Below are 18,102 nucleotides of genomic sequence, written 5' to 3'. Positions count from 1 at the left end.
AATCGTTGCTTACTTCGGCATGCGGCCCGCATGATCCTTGGCAAACTGCCAGGCCACACGACCGGACCGCGAGCCACGCTGCAAGGCCCAGCGCAAGGCATCAGGCTTGGCCGCTTCGATCTGCTCGGCATTGCAACCGAAATGTCCGAGCCAGTGCGCCACGATATCGAGATAATCATCCTGCTTGAACGGATAGAAGGTCACCCACAGACCGAAGCGCTCGGACAACGAAATCTTTTCTTCTACCGTCTCGCCCGGATGCAGATCGCCATCGTCGCCATGCTTGTAGCCGGCGTTGTCGGACATCCGCTCGGGCAACAGGTGGCGACGATTCGAGGTTGCATAAATCAGCACATTGTCCGACTGCGCAGAAATGCTGCCATCGAGCGCGACCTTGAGCGCCTTGTAGCCTCCCTCGCCTTCTTCAAAGGACAAGTCATCGCAGAAAATGATGAAACGCTCGGGGCGCTTCGACACCAGATCGACGATATCGGCCAGATCGCCAAGATCGTCCTTGTCGACTTCGATCAAGCGCAAACCCTGATCGGAAAACTGATTCAGGCACGCCTTGATCAGTGAAGACTTGCCGGTACCTCTCGCACCGGTCAGCAACACATTGTTGGCCGGTTTGCCTTCGACGAACTGACGCGTATTCTGTTCGATCTGTTCTTTCTGCGGACCGATATTGTGCAAATCATCCAGCGCGATGGTGGAGCGATGCCCGACCGGTTGCAGATAGCCGCGCCCGTTTTTTCCACCAGACTTGCGCCAGCGGAAAGCCACACCTGCATTCCAGTCCGGCTCCGTCAGGGCTGGCGGCAGGAAGGCTTCGAGACGGCCCAGCAAGGCTTCGGCCCGTGTGAGAAATTGTTCGAGTTGCGTCATGAGAGAAGAGAAAGCAAAAACCGCGACGCGCACCAGGGCGCGTCACAGAAAGAATGATCAGGAACGGTAATCGGCGTTGATCGACACATATTCATGCGACAGATCGCACGTCCAGATGGTGGCGTCGGCTTTGCCACGGCCGAGCTTGACGCGAATCGTGATTTCGCTCTGCTTCATCACGCGCTGGCCATCCGCTTCCTGGTAATCTGGATTGCGGCCACCGCTCTTGGCGACCAGCACATCGTCGAGATAGAGGTCGATCTTGCCGACATCCAGATCGTCGATACCGGCGTAACCGATCGCCGCCAGAATACGACCGAGATTCGGGTCAGAGGCAAAGAACGCTGTCTTCACCAGAGGTGAATGCGCAATTGAATACGCAATTTTGCGGCACTCTTCCACATCCTTGCCTTCTTCGATCGTGACTGTCATGAATTTGGTCGCGCCTTCGCCATCGCGTACGATCATCTGGGCCAGTTCCTGCGACAGACCGAGCACGGCTTCGTACAGTGCAGCATATTCGGCAGAGGTCGTGCTGTTGACTTCCAGCGCCGCGGCGCCGGTTGCCATGACGATGAAGGAATCGTTGGTGGACGTATCGCCATCGATGGTGATGCAGTTGAACGAGCGGTCAGCAACATCTCGCGTCATCTGTTCGAGAACGGGCTGCGCCACCTTGGCATCCATCGCGAGGAAACCCAGCATGGTCGCCATGTTCGGCTTGATCATGCCGGCACCTTTGCTGATACCTGTCAGCGTGATGGTCTGTCCGCCGATAACGACCTGACGCGACGCAGCCTTGGGCTGCGTGTCCGTCGTCATGATGGATTGCGCCGCGTTGTACCAGTTATCCGTCTGCAGATTGGCAATCGCCTGTGGCAGACCAGCCACCAGACGATCAACCGGCAACGGCTCCAGAATCACACCGGTCGAGAACGGCAAGATCTGTGTCGGCGCACAGTCGAGCAAGTCGGCCAATGCGTCGCAGGTCGCCTGCGCATTGGCCAGACCACTTTCACCGGTACCCGCATTGGCATTGCCGGTGTTGATGACCAGCGCGCGAATCGGCGCATCGGCACGCAAGCTGCCCAGATGCGCCTTGCACAATTGCACGGGCGCAGCACAGAAACGATTCTTGGTGAACACACCCGCCACCGTTGCGGTTGACGCCAGTTTCAATACCAGCACATCCTTGCGGTTGACCTTGCGAATACCGGCTTCGGCATGACCAAGTTCGACACCGCGCACAGCGGTCAGTTTTTCTGGAATCGGAAGAGGAAGATTAACGGCCATGGCGGAATGTGAGAGAGAAATACGGTTGAAAACGATCGGCTATTGTAAATCCAAAGCCGCGACAAGATGACGACAGCGGTCGCGCAAACAACAAGGGCGGGAATCAACCCGCCCTTCCTATCAAGGCATCAGCTCAAGTTTCAAAACGAGAGCGAAAAGCAATATCGCCAACAGCACACAACATGCCAGGCGACATCACTCAAATCGCCTTGCCTGCACATCCATCAGGCCAGACGGCCGTGGCATTGCTTGTACTTCTTGCCGCTGCCACAAGGGCAAGGGTCGTTGCGACCGACTTTCGGATAAGGGTTGTTCTGCGTACGGCCTTGCTCATCGGCATCCGGCGATGCGGTCGGTGCCAGCAATTCTTCAGGCGCGGCATTTTCATCGAACTCGGCGTGCTGGTAATGCACGTTTTCGACTTGTGATTGCCCCAGTTGCTGTTCTGCGGCATCGATTTCCTCACGCGATTGAACGCGCACGGTCATGACGATACGCACCACCTCGGCCTTGATGAGGTTGAGCATGTGACCGAACAGTTCGAACGCTTCGCGCTTGTACTCCTGCTTCGGATTTTTCTGTGCATAACCGCGCAGGTGAATACCCTGGCGCAGGTGATCAAGTGCGGCCAGATGTTCGCGCCAGTGCGAATCGAGTGCCTGCAACATGACGCTGCGTTCGAAGCTGCCGAACGATTCCTGTCCCACGATGGCAACCTTGGCTTCGTACGATGCCTCGACAGCTTTCAACAAGGCGTCGAGCATTTCCTCTTCAGCAATGTTGCTGTCCTTCTCGACCAGTTCCACCATCGAGAAATCAAGTTGCCACTCGTCGCGCAATGCAGCATCGAGACCCGGCAGATCCCACTGCTCTTCCATCGAACCGGCTGGCACATAGGTGTAGAGCAAGTCGGCGAACACACCTTGGCGCAAGGCGGCAATCAGCGACGAAACATCGGTGTTTTCCAGCAATTCATTACGCTGCTGATAAATGACCTTGCGCTGGTCGTTGGCAACGTCATCGTATTCGAGCAATTGCTTGCGAATATCAAAGTTGCGCGCTTCGACCTTGCGTTGCGCCGATTCGATCGAACGCGATACGATGCCCGCTTCAATCGGTTCGCCTTCCGGCATCTTCAGACGATCCATGATCGCGCGCACGCGGTCGCCGGCAAAGATGCGCAGCAAGGCGTCATCCAGCGACAGATAGAAACGTGACGAACCCGGATCGCCCTGACGACCGGCACGACCACGCAACTGGTTATCGACGCGACGCGACTCGTGACGCTCGGTACCAATGATGTGCAAACCGCCGGCCGCGACAACCTGTTCATGCAGCGATTGCCATTCGTCACGCAGTTTCTGTGCTTGCGCCGCCTTGTCGGCTTCGCTCAATTGCTCGTTGGCCTGCAGCAGTTGAATTTGCTTGTCGACATTACCGCCGAGCACGATGTCGGTACCACGACCGGCCATGTTGGTGGCAATCGTGATGGCTTGCGGACGACCGGCCTGCGCAATGATTTCGGCTTCACGTGCATGCTGCTTCGCATTGAGCACGTTGTGCGGCAACTTGGCCTGCGTCAGGATGCTCGACAGCAGCTCGGAATTCTCGATCGACGTCGTACCGACCAGCACCGGCTGACCGCGCTCGTAGCAATCCTGAATATCCTTGAGCATCGCGCCATATTTTTCGGACGACGATTTGTAGACCTGATCCTGCTTATCCTTGCGCTGGCTCGGACGGTTCGGCGGAATGACGACCGTTTCGAGCTTGTAGATTTCCTGAAATTCGTAGGCTTCGGTATCGGCGGTACCCGTCATGCCGGCCAGCTTGCCGTACATGCGGAAGTAGTTCTGGAAAGTGATCGAGGCCAGCGTCTGGTTCTCGTTCTGGATGCGCACGCCTTCCTTGGCCTCGACCGCTTGGTGCAGACCCTCGGACCAGCGACGGCCCGTCATCATGCGACCCGTGAATTCGTCAACGATGACGATTTCATTGTTCTGCACGACGTAGTGCTGATCCTTGTGATACAGCGTATGCGCACGCAGCGCAGCGTACAGATGGTGGATCAGCGAAATATTGCCGGCATCGTAAAGGGAAGCGCCTTCGGCCAGCAGCCCCATTTCGGTCAGGATGCGCTCGGCTTTTTCATGACCGGCTTCGGTCAGCAACACCTGATGCGACTTCTCGTCCTTGGTGTAATCACCGGGCACTTCAACCTTGCCCTTGCCATCCGGCGTTTCCTCGCCAATCTGCAAGGTCAGCAGAGGTGGCACCACGTTGATCTTGTGATACAGCTCGGTGTTGTTTTCCGCCTGACCGGAAATGATCAGCGGCGTACGCGCCTCGTCAATCAGGATCGAATCGACTTCATCGACAATCGCAAAATTCAGCTCGCGCTGCACGCGGTCGGCTACGTCGTAGACCATGTTGTCGCGCAGGTAATCAAAACCGAATTCGTTGTTGGTACCGTACGTGATATCGGATTGGTAAGCACTTTGCTTGTATTCGTGCGCCATCTGCGACAGGTTGACACCCGTCGTCAGGCCCAGCCAGGCGTACAGAACGCCCATGGTGTCGGCATCGCGCTGTGCCAGATAATCATTGACCGTCACGACGTGCACGCCCTTGCCGCTCAAGCCATTCAGATAGGCTGGCAAGGTTGCCATCAACGTCTTGCCCTCGCCCGTGCCCATCTCGGCGATCTTGCCATAGTGGAGCACCATGCCACCGATCAACTGGACATCGAAGTGACGCATCTTGAGGACGCGCTTGCTGGCTTCGCGGCAGACCGCGAAAGCTTCGGGCAACAGCGCATCGAGGGTTTCGCCCTTGGCGATACGCTCCTTGAACTCGGGTGTCTTGGCTTTCAGTTCATCGTCGGAGAGTTTTTCCAGAGCCGGCTCAAGAGCATTGACTTGGCGAACGGTTTTTTGATATTGCTTGATGAGTCGCTGATTGCGGCTGCCGAAAATCTGGGTCAGGAATGACATGCTTGGATTTCTAGTAAATGCGCCTGAAACAATCGCAGCGAACATGCGCTTGCATGGGCGTCGCTCTGGGCTTGGGCTAAAGGGCTGATTCTAACATGCGGTTTCCGGCATATTGGGCTTAACACACAGGAAACAATAGAGGCGACAAAAAGATGCTGTCGCGCAACACGCCAGATAGGACTATCTGCGCAACAAGAGGTTCAGCGGCCAGACAGCGCGAGCTTTTTGGCATGGCTGGCACCAGCCAACAGAAACTTGTGCGGATCCTGCGCCACGCCCTTGATGCGCACCTCGAAATGCAGGTGTGGCCCGGTCGAACGCCCGGTGCTACCAATGTCGGCCACATGCTGACCACGACGGACGATATCGCCGACGCCGACCAGCAGGCGCGAGGAATGCGCATAGCGTGTGATCATGTCATTGCCGTGATCAATCTCCAGCATGTTGCCATAAGCCGGATGGAATTCTGCGGCAGTAACTACACCGCCAGCCGCTGCCACAATGGGGGTGCCGGTCGGCGCGGCAAAATCGATGCCTTCATGCATGGAGCTGCGCCCCGTAAACGGATCGAGCCGACGTCCGAAGGTGGAAGCGTTATAGGCCACGTTGACCGGCTGCACCGTCGGCAACAGGCGGGACTGCACCTTGTCGCTCATCAGCGTGGACTCAACCACGTTCAGATAATCGGCGCGACGTTCCAGATCGCGGCTCATGCCGTCCAGCAGCGCCTGAAATTCCGACATCGTCAGATCGCGGCTGCTGGTGCTGTCCATGCTGGGATCCATACCGCCACGGCCAGGCTTTTCACCGAAATTGAATTCGGTTGGTTTTACACCTGCCAAACCCTGGACCCGCTCGCCCAACGCATCAAGTCGCATCATCTGCGCCTGCATCTCGCCGACGCGACGCGCCATCAGCGCGAGATTTTCCTTCATGTAGCGATCCTTGTCGGCATCGCCACTCACATTTGCCGCTCCGAACATCTCGCGCACAGGCGCAGGCATGCTTGACGCCTGACTCAAGGCGGCATAAGACAGCAGAAAAGCACCGCCAATAACCGACAACAGGAAGAAAACGAAGAGAAAAACCAGATGCCGACGCGTCAGCGTGACCGACTTGGCGTGAGTAAAGCGAGGGTGCAACAAGATAATCTGCATCACGACTCCCAGTCATCCCGCTCATGCAAAGCGAGGTGTGATAAGGTTTCATGACGATGTGGCCACCCTCATTTACCCCATACAAACAAATACGCCCCCAGCAGAAAATTGCAAAGGAGGCGATGGAATTTCTGCGTGCGCACGACAAGCTCGCCGCGCTCATGCCAATGGCATCCCGCATGGCTGCACTGCAAAAGGATTGTGCGACAGCACTGCCTGCCATGTTTGCGCAATGTGCCGTCTTGCAGTTCGATGCCGGCCAATTGGTCTTGGCCGTCCCCAACACGGCACTGGCAGCCAGATTGAAGCAGCAATTACCCAAGTTTCAGGAGGAACTGCTGCGTCGGGGATGGCAGGTTACTGCAATCAGACTCAAAGTGCAAGTCGCCAAAGTCCCTGAAAAATCAAGAACTTCGGCCAAGAACACGCTATCTTCCAATGCCGTGTCGGCGTTTGACGATCTGAATGCCAGTCTCGAAGACTCGCCGCGCAACCAGTCGCTAAAAGCGGCGCTCAGCGCACTGACACGCCATCAGCGTGGCGAGTAATCTAATCAAGAGGAAAAAATACTGCCAAGCGGCCGCTATGGCAGCGCGAAGAATTAGGTGAGCGCCCACTCTAGATCGGCTTGGCGGGCATAATCCTTGGGCGCGGACTCGATCTGATCAAAGGTTACGATTTCGTAGGCATCCGGACGTTCGAGCAAGGCCCGCACCAGCAGATTATTGAGCATATGCCCCGACTTGTGCGCCACATAACTGGCGATGAGCGGATAGCCAACCAGATACAGATCGCCAATCGCATCCAGAATTTTGTGGCGCACGAATTCGTTTTCGTAACGCAACCCATCGGCATTCAGGATGCGGTATTCGTCCATGACAATCGCGTTTTCGAGCGAACCGCCGCGAATCAGTCCCAGCCCGCGCAGGGTTTCCATATCCTGCATGAAGCCGAAGGTTCGCGCACGTGCGACATCCTTCACATACGATTCCAGACTGAAATCGATCGTCGCTGTCTGCCCCGTGCCATCCACTGCGGGGTGTTTGAATTCGATGAAAAACTGCAGCTTGAAACCGTTGTAGGGTTCGAGTCGCGCCCAGATTTCTCGGTCACCGCTGCCTTGACGTACTTCGACTGGCTGCTTGATGCGGATGAATTTCTTGGGTGCATCCAGTTCCTGCAAACCGGCCTGCTGCAACAAGAACACAAATGAAGACGCCGAACCATCCATGATCGGGACTTCTTCGGCCGTCAGGTCGACATACAGATTGTCGATACCCAAGCCCGCACAAGCCGACATCAAATGCTCGACCGTGGAAACCTTGGCGCCATCCTTGGCCAGCGTAGACGCCATGCGCGTATCGCCGACAATGGTCGCCTGCGCTGGTAACACTACCACCGGATCGAGATCAATGCGACGGAAAACAATGCCGGTATCGGCTGGCGCCGCATGCAGCGTCAGCTCGACCTTGGTGCCGGAATGCAAGCCGACGCCGACCGTCTTGACCTGTTCTTTGATGGTGCGTTGTTTGAGCATGGGCGAATTATAGGCAATGGTTGCGTGTTGCGATATGTGTGAAACGGTTTGTAACAGCTTATCTGCGAAGGTCGATGCCGTTCAAATTGTCTTTTTCAATAAGGACGATGCACAAATTCTTGTCGGCACGCCAAAAAGCAGCAAGCCGCTTCGTTTGCGGAAGCGGCTTGCACGATGCGTACCAGCCTGGCGGCTGGACACGATCAGATTTGCGACAGCAGTTTTTCTGCGGTCGAGCTTTCCAGATGGCCGCTGTCTTCAACGTTCAAGACTTTAACGACACCGTCTTCAACCAGCATCGAGTAACGCTGCGAGCGTACGCCCAGACCGCCCTTGGTCAAATCGAATTCCAGGCCCAGTGCTTTGGTGAAGGTGCCGCTGCCGTCAGCGATGAAGCGCACTTTACCTTCTGCTTTTTGATCGCGCGCCCATGCACCCATCACGAATGGATCGTTGACGGACAGGCACCAGATTTCATCGACACCCTTGGCTTTGAACTGGTCAGCAGCCTTGATGTAGCCAGGCGCGTGCTGTTCGGAGCAGGTTGGCGTGAATGCGCCAGGTACGGCGAAAATCGCGATTTTCTTGCCCTTTGTGGCTTCGTGCACCATGACTTTGCTTGGACCGATGGCACAGCCTTCGGTTGCGACACTGATGTATTCTGCGAGCCGCGCTTCTGGCAGCTGATCACCAACTTTGATAGTCATCGTGAATTCCTTTGATTAATGATGGGAGTTAACTCGGGCGGGGCCGGTTGAAAAAACGCCGCGCACTGGCGCGGCGTAAGTTTGCAAGTATGCCTTGTTCTGCCTACCTTTGCAGACAGTCTGACAATAACCTTACACGACTCAGGGATTTCCTGAGCCGGCGGGTTACAGATCAGTCAGCCTGTTTGCGCAGGAAAGCGGGAATATCGTAGGTTTCCATGCCATTCTTTTCGAGTGCACGAACCGTATCCGAAGCCGATTCACGACGCCATACGGCCGGCGCCTTCAAGCCTTCGAACGAGGCCGCAGGCTGAACCGAACCTTGCAACATGCCGGTATTGGCCATCATTGGTTCATTGTGCGTACCGGTACGCAGCATTGGCGTCTGCACCAACTGGACGCCTTTGCGTGCACGGCCGAGACCGGTTGCCACGACCGTGACGCGGATATCGTCGCCCATCGCATCGTCGTAGGCGATACCTTGTGCGATCGATGCATCCGGTGCAGCAAACGCACGCACGGTTGCCATGACTTCCTTGATTTCCTTGCCCTTCAGGCTGCGGCTGGCCGTCACGTTGACCAGGACGCCACGTGCGCCCGACAGATCGATACCATCCAGCAGCGGCGAAGCGACGGCCTGTTCGGCAGCGATACGTGCACGATCGACACCATGTGCCGTTGCCGTACCCATCATGGCTTTACCCTGCTCGCCCATGATCGTTTTCACGTCATTGAAGTCGACGTTGATGTGGCCTGGCACGTTGATGATCTCGGCAATACCGGCAACGGCATTGTTCAGCACATCGTCGGCGTGTTGCAGCCATTCGATCATGCTGTCGTCTTCATAGATCTCTTCGAGCTTTTCGTTGAGGATGATGATCAGCGAATCGACATGTTCAGACAGCGCTTCCAGACCTTCTTCGGCGATGTCCATGCATTTCTTGCCTTCGTACGAGAATGGCTTGGAAACCACAGCAACCGTCAGCGCGCCCTGTTCCTTGGCAATTTGCGCCACGACAGGAGCAGCGCCCGTGCCGGTACCGCCGCCCATGCCGGCTGCGATAAAGACCATGTGTGCGCCACGCAGCGAGTCTTCGATGCGGCTGCGCGACTCTTCAGCCAGTTGACGACCGACAGCCGGCTTCATGCCTGCGCCAAGACCGGTTTCACCGATCTGGATCACGTTGTGTGCCTTAGATTGTTCCAGTGCCTGTGCATCGGTATTGGCAGCGATGAACTCAACGCCGGATACGCCTTTGTTGATCATATGCTGCACGGCATTACCACCAGCACCGCCCACGCCAACAACCTTGATCACGGTACCTTGGGAAGCATTTTCGAGCATATCGATTTCCATGATATTTCCTTCTAGAGAGGGCAGTTCCCAGTTGCTAGGCATCACGCGGTGTGACGACTAGCAACTGCTAACTGCGGGTTAAGTCAAAAATTAAGAGTGAATTGCAAAAACAAAAATCAGAAATTACCTAAGAACCATTCCTTCATGCGACGCACCAACGCCGTCGCCGATCCATCCTGTCGCGTGACCAGATGTCCACGCAGATACTGCTTTTTCGCTTCCAGCAACAAACCCAGTACGGTTGCATACCGGGGACTGCGTACTACATCTGCCAACTGCCCGTTGTACTCCGGCGTACCGAGGCGCGCCGGTTTGAGAAAAATATCTTCCGCCAGTTCCGTCATGCCCGGCATCATTGCCGTGCCGCCCGTCAGTACGATGCCCGATGACAGCACTTCTTCGTAGCCCGACTCGCGCACAACCTGATGCACTAGCGAGAACAATTCCTCGATACGCGGCTCGATCACGGCGGCCAGCGCCTGGCGCGACAAACTGCGCGAACCACGATCACCCAGACCCGGCACTTCCAGCGTATCGCTCGGATCGGCCAATACCTGCTTGGCAACGCCATAACGTAACTTGATTTCTTCTGCTTCCGCGGTCGGCGTGCGCACGGCCATCGCGATGTCATTGGTAATCTGGTCACCTGCAATCGGAATCACAGCCGTATGGCGGATCGCACCTTCGGTGAAGATCGCCACATCGGTCGTACCGCCACCGATATCGATCAACACTACGCCGAGTTCTTTTTCATCAGCAGTCAAAACGGCATCGGCCGACGCCATCGGTTGCAGGATCAAATCGGACACTTCCAGACCGCAGCGACGAATGCACTTGACGATGTTCTGTACCGCAGAAACCGCACCAGTCACGATGTGCACCTTGACCTCGAGTCGGATACCGCTCATGCCGATTGGTTCACGCACATCTTCCTGATTATCGACAATGAATTCCTGCGGTACGGTATGCAGCAATTGCTGGTCGGTCGGGATGTTGACGGCCTTGGCGGTTTCGATCACGCGCGCCACATCGGTTGCCGTGACTTCCTTCTCCTTGATCGCCACCATGCCACTCGAATTGAAGCTGCGAATATGGTTGCCGGCGATGCCCGTGTAGACGTTACGGATCTTGCAGTCGGCCATCAGTTCGGCTTCTTCGAGCGCGCGCTGGATCGACTCGACTGTCGCTTCGATATTCACGACCACGCCTTTTTTCAGGCCGCGCGATTCGTGCTGGCCCAGGCCGATGACCTCATGGCGACCATTCGGCAATACCTCGGCCACCACGGCCACCACCTTGGAAGTGCCGATGTCGAGGCCGACGATCAGGTTTTTAGCGTCTTTTGTCATGTCTTTCCGTTTGCCTTTTTCTTGCCGTTGGGCCCGATGGTCAACCCTTGTGCAGTCAGGGCCAGACCGTTCGGATACCGCATATCGATGTTTTCAATTCTGTCCTGCAGCAAAGCCACCAGTTGCGGATACACGGCAACCAGACGATCCACGCGATCCTTCAGCATGGACGGCGTCTTTTCCCTGCCCAGTTCGACGGTCACGCCGTTACTCAGTCGCACCGTCCACGCATAGCGCTCCGACAGGCTCAGAGATTCAGCCGACAGTTTCAGCGGCGCAAACCAGTTGTTCAAATCCTGCCAGCGCGCCACCACTTCCTTTTCGCTGCCAATCGGTCCATCGAACGTCAGCAGGTTGGCATCTTCTTCTGCCTCTGCCAGATTGGCGACGAATACTTCACCCTTGTCCGACAACAGGCGACCATCGTCGCCCCAGGTACCGAGCGGCGTGTATTCCTCCACCGTCACGATCAACTGGTTGGGCCACGAGCGACGCACCGTCGCCTTGCGCACCCACGGTACCGATTCAAACGTCTGCCGCACCGTATCCAGATTCGCGGTAAAGAAATTACCCTTAATCTTTGCCAATGCCGCGCTACGTACGGTCAGTGGATTGATATGGCGCAAAGGTTCGTGCTGCGATGCCTCGACCCGAATCACCTTCAGCGTAAAGTACGGCCGTTGCGCTACCCACCACAGGCACGACGCGACGATGGCGAGCGCAACCAACCCGAACAGGGTGTTGGCTGTCGCATTCAGCAATCGTACGTCTTGCCACATGATGGAATCAGTCGCCTTTCACGTTTTTCTTCAAACCCAGCGTCGCCAGACGCAGGATTTCCACACACAAATCTTCATATCCGGTTCCCGCCTGCCGTGCCGACATCGGCACCAGCGAATGACTCGTCATGCCCGGCGAGGTGTTGATCTCCAACAGGAATGGCGCATTATCCGATGCGCGCAGCATGAAATCCACTCGCGCCCAGCCAGTGCAACCAATCGCATTGAAAGCATTCACGGCCAGTGCCTGAATCTGCCGGGTCAATGTTTCATCCAACGGTGCCGGGCACAGGTATTCGGTGTCGTCGCTGAAATACTTGTGTTCGTAATCATAGTTACCTTGCGGTGCGCGAATTTCCACGATCGGCAGCGCACGCGCTTCGCGACCACGACCAATCACCGGCACCGTCAACTCACGACCCTTGATGAATTGCTCGGCAAGGATTACGTCGTCGTAACGTGCGCACAATGCAAACCCTTCCTGCAATGCTTCGGCGGATTCGACACGCGCAATGCCAATCGTCGAACCTTCATGTGGCGCTTTCAGCATCAGCGGATAGCCGAACTCGGTCGCCACTTCCTGCAGGCGCTCGGGTGTGGTCGTTGCGACGTCGAGCGACACGAAGGCTGGCGTCGGCACGCCGTTGCTCAGACAAATGCGCTTGGTCATGATCTTGTCCATCGCGATCGACGAAGCCATCACACCGGGGCCGGTATAGGGAATACCCAATTGCTCAAGCGCGCCCTGCAAGGAACCGTCTTCACCGTAGATGCCATGCAAGGCGATGAAGACGCGATCGAACTTTTCTGCAGCCAGCTCGGCCAGGCGGCGCTCCGCCGGATCGAACGCATGCGCATCAATGCCTTTGGCCTGCAACGCAGCCAGCACACCCTTGCCCGACATCAAGGAAACTTCGCGCTCGGCGGAATGACCGCCAAACAACACGCCAACCTTGCCGAATTCGTTTTTCATTTTTTCATTAGTCATTGCGTTTGCCCCTGCTGCAGTTTCGCGGGCACGCCGCTGATCGAACCGGCTCCCATCGTGATCAGCACATCGCCATCGCGAATCACGTTCATGATAGTGGCCGGCATCTCGGCGATATTTTCGACGAACACGGGATCAACCTTGCCAGCCACGCGCAAGGCATGCGCCAAGGTGCGACCATCCGCTGCCACGATCGGCTGCTCACCTGCCGCATACACCTCGGCCAGCACCAGTAAATCGGTTGTCGACAACACTTTCACGAAGTCTTCGAACAGATCGCGCGTACGCGTGTAACGATGCGGCTGGAATGCCAGCACGAGACGACGCCCCGGATAGGCACCCCGCGCAGCGGCCAGCGTCGCTGCCGTCTCGACTGGGTGGTGACCGTAATCATCGACCAAGGCAAACGAGCCAGCCGGTTTTCCGTTGACATCCTTGATCGCGATTTCGCCATAGCGCGTGAAGCGACGGCCAACGCCGTTGAATTCGCTAAGCGCTTTTTGCGTCGCGGCGTCGTCCACACCTAGTTCGCGCGCAATTGCGATCGCGGCGCATGCGTTTTGCACGTTGTGCATACCTGGCTGATTGAGGCTGACCTGCATGGGCGCATAACCGTCCTGCTTCACCGTGAACTGCATCTTGCCGGCTACGGGACACGCATCGACGGCACGTACGTCGGCTTCTTCGTGGAAACCGTAAGTCGTTACCAGCTTGGGAATACGTGGAATCAGTTCACGCACGGTCGGATCGTCGATGCACAGCATCGCGACACCGTAGAACGGCAGACGCTGGGTGAAATCGACAAATGCCTGTTTGAGTTTGTCGAAACTATGATCGTAGGTTTCCATGTGATCGGCATCGATATTCGTGATGACTTCGATCATTGGCGACAGATTCAGGAACGATGCATCCGACTCGTCGGCTTCGACCACAATGTAATCACCGGCACCGAGCTTGGCATTGGCACCGGCACTGTTGAGCAGGCCGCCAATAACGAAGGTCGGATCGAGTCCGCCTTCAGCCAGAATGCTGGCGACCAGACTCGTTGTCGTGGTCTTGCCATGCGTGCCGGCAATCGCGATACCGCGTTTCAAACGCATCAATTCGGCCAGCATGACAGCACGCGGCACGATCGGAATATGCTTGGCGCGTGCAGCCACGACTTCAGGATTATCGGCCTGCACGGCCGTAGAAGTCACGATGGCATCGGCCTGTTCGATGTTTTCGGCAGCATGTCCTTGCGTGACCTTGGCACCCAAGGATGCCAGGCGACGCGTCGCGACATTGCTGCCGAGATCAGAACCCGAAATCGTATAGCCCAGGTTCAGCAGCACTTCGGCAATGCCGCTCATGCCACTGCCGCCAATACCGACGAAATGAATATTTTTAACTTTATGTTTCATGCGGCTTTCACCAATTCTTCCAGCACGTTCGCGATCGCCTCATTGGCATCACGACGTCCCTGTTCATAAGCGGCCTCCGCCATCTGCTGGCACTGCGCGCGCGTCATGCGCTGCAGCAGATCGGCCAGATGCGTTGCCTGTAATTCTGTTTGCGGCAAATGAATCGCTGCCTGCTGTTCTGCCATCCATTGCGCGTTGTTGCGCTGATGCGTAGTGGTAGATACCAGCAACGGCACCAGCACACTCGCTACACCCGCCGCCGTCAATTCCGACACCGTGATCGCACCCGCACGGCAGATCACCAGATCGGCTTCAGCGTAGCGGCGCGGCATGTCATCGATGAAAGCGAGGATGTCGGCTTGCACACCGGCATCGGCATAGCGCTGACGTAAGGCATCGATATTCTTCTTGCCCGATTGATGCGTGACGATCGGACGTGCTTCAAGCGGAATCAGCGTCAGCGCAGCGGGCAGGGTTTCGTTCAGCACCTGCGCACCGAGACTGCCACCGACGACCAGAATACGCAGCGGGCCCGTACGCTCTGCATAACGTTGCACCGGTGGTGGCATGTCGATGATTTCCTGACGGACCGGATTGCCCGTGACCACGGCCTTGCCTGCTGCCGCACCGAAATCGGCCGGAAAACCGAATAGCACGCGCTTGGCAACCGGCGTCAGCGTCTTGTTCGACAACAGCAAGGCTGCATCAGCATTCAGCAAGGCCACCGGCGTACCGCGCAAGGCAGCCATGAATCCACCCGGCACTGTCACGTAACCGCCCATGCCGAGCACAACGTCCGGCTTGCGACGCGACAAAATCGAACCGCAGCGCACGAAACTTCCTGCCAGACGTAATACACCCTGGAGCGTATGCACGATACCCTTGCCGCGCAAACCACTGAACGCAATCGCATCCATCTCGATTCCGCGTTGTGGCACGAGATCGCGCTCCATGCCATGCGTGGTACCAAGCCATGACACCTGCCAACCACGCGCGCGCATGGTGTCGGCAATCGCCAGGCCAGGGAAAATATGACCGCCCGTGCCTGCCGCCATGATCATCAGCGTTTTCATGCGAGTGGTCATATACGACCTCCGCGCATGAGTACCCGGTTTTCGTAATCGATACGCAACAGGATCGCCAGGCCAATACAGTTGATCAATACGCCCGAACCGCCGTAGCTCATCAACGGCAACGTCAACCCCTTGGTCGGTAGCAAGCCCATGTTCACGCCCATATTGATGAACGCCTGCACGCCAATCCAGATGCCGATGCCCTTGGCCGTGAGGCCGGCAAAAGTCAGATCCATCGCAATCGCCTGACGGCCGATTTCGAACGCACGTTTGATGATCCAGTAGAACAAGGCAACCACGACCAGCACGCCGACAAAACCCAGTTCCTCACCGATCACTGCCAGCAAGAAGTCGGTATGCGCTTCCGGCAGGTAATGCAGTTTCTCCACGCTGCCACCCAGACCGACACCGAACAGTTCACCACGACCGAACGCGATCAGCGAATGCGAAAGCTGATATGCCTTGCCCAGAGCATTGCTTTCTTCCCATGGATTCAGGTACGCGAAGATACGTTCACGCCGCCACGGTGACGCGATGATGACGAGACTGAAGATGCCGACCAGCGTTGCCCCGATGCCACCGAACCAGATGCCGTTGATACCGCCGAGGAACAGAATGCCCATGGCGATACAGACGATCACGCCGAACGCGCCAAGGTCTGGCTCCAGCAGCAGAAGCAGCCCGACAAAACCGATTGCTACCGTCATCGGCATGAAACCCTTGGTCAGCTTGTGCATGACTTGCTGCTTGCGTACCGTGTAATCGGCGGCATACAACACGACAAACAGCTTCATCAATTCGGATGGCTGCAGATTGAATACATGGAAAGACAACCAGCGACGTGCGCCATTGACGCCCTTGCCAATACCCGGCACCAGCACCAAGACCAGCAGGAACAGCGTGGCAACGAACAGATACGGTGCCAATTTTTGCCAGGTTTCGATGCGCACACGGAATGCCAGCAAACCGGCAAACAAGGCCAGGCTGATGAACATGGCCTGACGGCCGAGGAAGTGCGCATTGTCGTAACGCGCATATTTCGGCGAATCGGGCAGCGCGATCGAAGCCGAATACACCATAACCATCCCGTACAGCATGAGCAAAATCACGACCCAGACCAGTGGCTGGTCATAGCTCGTCATCTTTGGACGCTGCTCAAGTTTCGGTGCCGGCTTTTTCTCCGCCGGTGCGCCGAACAGGGATGGGAAGGCGAATTTCATGCGCCAACCTCCCCGCGGGCGAGTGCGATTTCACGCACGGTATCGACGAATACCTGTGCACGATGCGCGTAGTTGCGGAACATGTCTAGGCTGGCGCATGCTGGCGACAACAGCACGGCATCGCCTTCACCGGCAATGGCCGCAGCCTGCTCGGTGGCGGCTTCCAGCGTTGCGCAATCGGTCAGCGCAACGCCGGTATCGGCCAGTGCTGTACGAATTGCGCCGGCATCCTTGCCGATCAGGAAAACCGCACGCGCATGTTTGGCAACCGGATCAGCCAGCGGGGCGAAATCCTGCCCCTTGCCATCACCACCGGCAATCAGAATCAGATGCGGTGCTGCGCTACCGCGCCCGGTCCCCAATCCCTTGAGAGCAGCAACCGTGGCACCAACGTTCGTGCCCTTGCTATCGTCGTAATATTCGGTACCGCCGATTGTGGCCACGTGTTCGACACGATGCGGCTCGCCACGATACTCGCGCAAACCGTGCAGCAACTGGGCGAACGACAGATCGATGGCGCGACACAACGCCAATGCCGCCAGGGCATTGACCGCATTGTGCTGACCACGGATATGCAATGCATCGACCGGCATCAGTTTCTTGGTCATGACTTCGACCTCGACCTGATCCTTCTTGCGACGCTTGGGTTGCTGCTCTTCATCGGCGATACCGACCGACAACCAGCGCATGCCATTTTCGTCGACCAGGCCAAAGCAGTCGGCTTGCATGGCTTCATCGCTACCGAAGGTAATCACAGAAGCCGAAGCGGAAGCCATCTTCATGGTCCAGGCATCGTCGCGATTGAGCACGCGTACAGTGTCGGTACCGAAGATGCGCGCCTTGGCATCCGCATAGGCTTGCATGTCGCCGTGCCAGTCCAGATGATCCTGCGTGACATTGAGCACGGTCGCGACATCGGCCTGCAGCGAATAGGTGGTCTGCAACTGGAAGCTCGACAGTTCCAGCACCCATACTTGAGGCAACTGATCGGACGCCATCGCTTCACGCAGGCAATCGAGTGCAGCCGGGCTGATGTTGCCGGCCACCTGCACCGTCAAGCCACTGCGACGGCACAGCAAGCCGGTCAGGCTGGTTACCGTCGTCTTGCCATTGGTGCCAGTGATGGCGATGACCTTTGGCGCATAGGCTCGCGTTTCCTTCAGTGCAGCCAGTGCCTGCGCAAACAGTTCGATCTCGCCCCATACCGGAATCTGCTTGTCGGCAGCGGCCGGCAGGATGGCAGCAAGCTCGCGCTCCGGCATCAGGCCGGCCGCTGCCGACAAGCAGATTCCGGTATGGGGCGAGATCGAACTGTTTGCGCAGGCACTGGCTGCACTGAAGGAAACGCGAGCCTATGCGCC

Annotated in this window: 14 protein-coding genes and 1 pseudogene; 1 reads left to right on the top strand and 14 read right to left on the bottom strand. The window is 57.0% G+C overall.

Annotated elements, in window-relative coordinates; genetic code table 11:
* Positions 1 to 9: 9 nt before the first annotated feature.
* The 4 genes from QZ725_RS05330 to QZ725_RS05315 form a co-directional block, all read right to left on the bottom strand.
* A complete protein-coding gene (locus QZ725_RS05330) occupies positions 10 to 885 on the bottom strand; it encodes an ATP-binding protein (protein ID WP_293777099.1) in 876 nt (291 codons plus the stop codon).
* 57 nt (positions 886 to 942) lie between these two features.
* Positions 943 to 2,178, bottom strand: coding sequence for a bifunctional glutamate N-acetyltransferase/amino-acid acetyltransferase ArgJ (gene argJ / locus QZ725_RS05325; RefSeq protein WP_293777096.1), 1,236 nt, complete (start codon positions 2,176 to 2,178; stop codon positions 943 to 945).
* A gap of 224 nt (positions 2,179 to 2,402) precedes the next feature.
* Positions 2,403 to 5,171, bottom strand: coding sequence for a preprotein translocase subunit SecA (gene secA / locus QZ725_RS05320; protein ID WP_293777093.1), 2,769 nt, complete (start codon positions 5,169 to 5,171; stop codon positions 2,403 to 2,405).
* 200 nt (positions 5,172 to 5,371) lie between these two features.
* Positions 5,372 to 6,328, bottom strand: coding sequence for a M23 family metallopeptidase (locus QZ725_RS05315; RefSeq protein WP_293777091.1), 957 nt, complete (start codon positions 6,326 to 6,328; stop codon positions 5,372 to 5,374).
* 122 nt (positions 6,329 to 6,450) lie between these two features.
* On the opposite strand from QZ725_RS05315, the gene QZ725_RS05310 reads away from it, so the two are divergent.
* Entirely contained in the window at positions 6,451 to 6,876 is a 426-nt protein-coding gene (locus tag QZ725_RS05310; RefSeq protein ID WP_366773750.1) for a DciA family protein, read from the top strand.
* 53 nt (positions 6,877 to 6,929) lie between these two features.
* On the opposite strand, the gene lpxC is transcribed toward QZ725_RS05310, so the two are convergent.
* The 10 genes and pseudogenes from lpxC to murD all read right to left on the bottom strand — a co-directional run.
* Positions 6,930 to 7,865 (bottom strand): UDP-3-O-acyl-N-acetylglucosamine deacetylase, encoded by a 936-nt coding sequence (gene lpxC / locus QZ725_RS05305; RefSeq protein ID WP_293777085.1) that lies wholly within the window; start codon positions 7,863 to 7,865, stop codon positions 6,930 to 6,932.
* 203 nt (positions 7,866 to 8,068) lie between these two features.
* On the bottom strand, positions 8,069 to 8,572 hold the full coding sequence (locus tag QZ725_RS05300; RefSeq protein ID WP_293777083.1) for a peroxiredoxin: 504 nt from the start codon (positions 8,570 to 8,572) through the stop codon (positions 8,069 to 8,071).
* A 172-nt stretch (positions 8,573 to 8,744) separates the two neighbouring features.
* A complete protein-coding gene (gene ftsZ, locus QZ725_RS05295) occupies positions 8,745 to 9,929 on the bottom strand; it encodes a cell division protein FtsZ (protein ID WP_293777080.1) in 1,185 nt (394 codons plus the stop codon).
* Between the two features lie 116 nt (positions 9,930 to 10,045).
* Positions 10,046 to 11,278 (bottom strand): cell division protein FtsA, encoded by a 1,233-nt coding sequence (ftsA, locus tag QZ725_RS05290; protein ID WP_293777077.1) that lies wholly within the window; start codon positions 11,276 to 11,278, stop codon positions 10,046 to 10,048.
* Positions 11,275 to 12,057: a cell division protein FtsQ/DivIB gene (locus QZ725_RS05285; protein ID WP_293777075.1), complete on the bottom strand. Its 783-nt coding sequence runs from the start codon at positions 12,055 to 12,057 to the stop codon at positions 11,275 to 11,277. The genes ftsA and QZ725_RS05285 overlap by 4 nt, the downstream gene beginning before the upstream one ends.
* Before the next feature lie 7 nt (positions 12,058 to 12,064).
* Positions 12,065 to 13,030: a D-alanine--D-alanine ligase gene (locus tag QZ725_RS05280; RefSeq protein ID WP_293777072.1), complete on the bottom strand. Its 966-nt coding sequence runs from the start codon at positions 13,028 to 13,030 to the stop codon at positions 12,065 to 12,067.
* A gap of 11 nt (positions 13,031 to 13,041) precedes the next feature.
* Positions 13,042 to 14,448, bottom strand: a complete 1,407-nt coding sequence (gene murC, locus QZ725_RS05275; protein ID WP_293777070.1) for a UDP-N-acetylmuramate--L-alanine ligase — start codon at positions 14,446 to 14,448, stop codon at positions 13,042 to 13,044.
* Positions 14,445 to 15,521, bottom strand: coding sequence for an undecaprenyldiphospho-muramoylpentapeptide beta-N-acetylglucosaminyltransferase (gene murG / locus QZ725_RS05270; RefSeq protein WP_293777101.1), 1,077 nt, complete (start codon positions 15,519 to 15,521; stop codon positions 14,445 to 14,447). Before murG ends, murC begins: the two co-directional genes overlap by 4 nt.
* 8 nt (positions 15,522 to 15,529) lie before the next feature.
* Positions 15,530 to 16,741, bottom strand: a complete 1,212-nt coding sequence (ftsW, locus tag QZ725_RS05265) for a putative lipid II flippase FtsW (RefSeq protein ID WP_293777068.1) — start codon at positions 16,739 to 16,741, stop codon at positions 15,530 to 15,532.
* A pseudogene (gene murD, locus QZ725_RS05260) lies at positions 16,738 to 18,021 on the bottom strand (UDP-N-acetylmuramoyl-L-alanine--D-glutamate ligase); the annotation flags it as partial. The pseudogene murD and the gene ftsW, both read right to left, overlap by 4 nt.
* Positions 18,022 to 18,102: the final 81 nt, after the last annotated feature.

The sequence above is a fragment of the uncultured Oxalicibacterium sp. genome (assembly GCF_913776015.1).
Lineage (GTDB): Bacteria > Pseudomonadota > Gammaproteobacteria > Burkholderiales > Burkholderiaceae_D > Oxalicibacterium.
This window is presented reverse-complemented; position numbering and strand designations above follow the sequence as displayed.

Coding starts and splice junctions, on each gene's coding strand:
- QZ725_RS05330 (WP_293777099.1), bottom strand. CDS start 885: ATGACGCAACTCGAACAATTTCTCACACGGGCCGAAGCCTTGCTGGGC.
- argJ (WP_293777096.1), bottom strand. CDS start 2,178: ATGGCCGTTAATCTTCCTCTTCCGATTCCAGAAAAACTGACCGCTGTG.
- secA (WP_293777093.1), bottom strand. CDS start 5,171: ATGTCATTCCTGACCCAGATTTTCGGCAGCCGCAATCAGCGACTCATC.
- QZ725_RS05315 (WP_293777091.1), bottom strand. CDS start 6,328: ATGCAGATTATCTTGTTGCACCCTCGCTTTACTCACGCCAAGTCGGTC.
- QZ725_RS05310 (WP_366773750.1), top strand. CDS start 6,451: ATGGAATTTCTGCGTGCGCACGACAAGCTCGCCGCGCTCATGCCAATG.
- lpxC (WP_293777085.1), bottom strand. CDS start 7,865: ATGCTCAAACAACGCACCATCAAAGAACAGGTCAAGACGGTCGGCGTC.
- QZ725_RS05300 (WP_293777083.1), bottom strand. CDS start 8,572: ATGACTATCAAAGTTGGTGATCAGCTGCCAGAAGCGCGGCTCGCAGAA.
- ftsZ (WP_293777080.1), bottom strand. CDS start 9,929: ATGGAAATCGATATGCTCGAAAATGCTTCCCAAGGTACCGTGATCAAG.
- ftsA (WP_293777077.1), bottom strand. CDS start 11,278: ATGACAAAAGACGCTAAAAACCTGATCGTCGGCCTCGACATCGGCACT.
- QZ725_RS05285 (WP_293777075.1), bottom strand. CDS start 12,057: ATGTGGCAAGACGTACGATTGCTGAATGCGACAGCCAACACCCTGTTC.
- QZ725_RS05280 (WP_293777072.1), bottom strand. CDS start 13,030: ATGAAAAACGAATTCGGCAAGGTTGGCGTGTTGTTTGGCGGTCATTCC.
- murC (WP_293777070.1), bottom strand. CDS start 14,448: ATGAAACATAAAGTTAAAAATATTCATTTCGTCGGTATTGGCGGCAGT.
- murG (WP_293777101.1), bottom strand. CDS start 15,521: ATGAAAACGCTGATGATCATGGCGGCAGGCACGGGCGGTCATATTTTC.
- ftsW (WP_293777068.1), bottom strand. CDS start 16,741: ATGAAATTCGCCTTCCCATCCCTGTTCGGCGCACCGGCGGAGAAAAAG.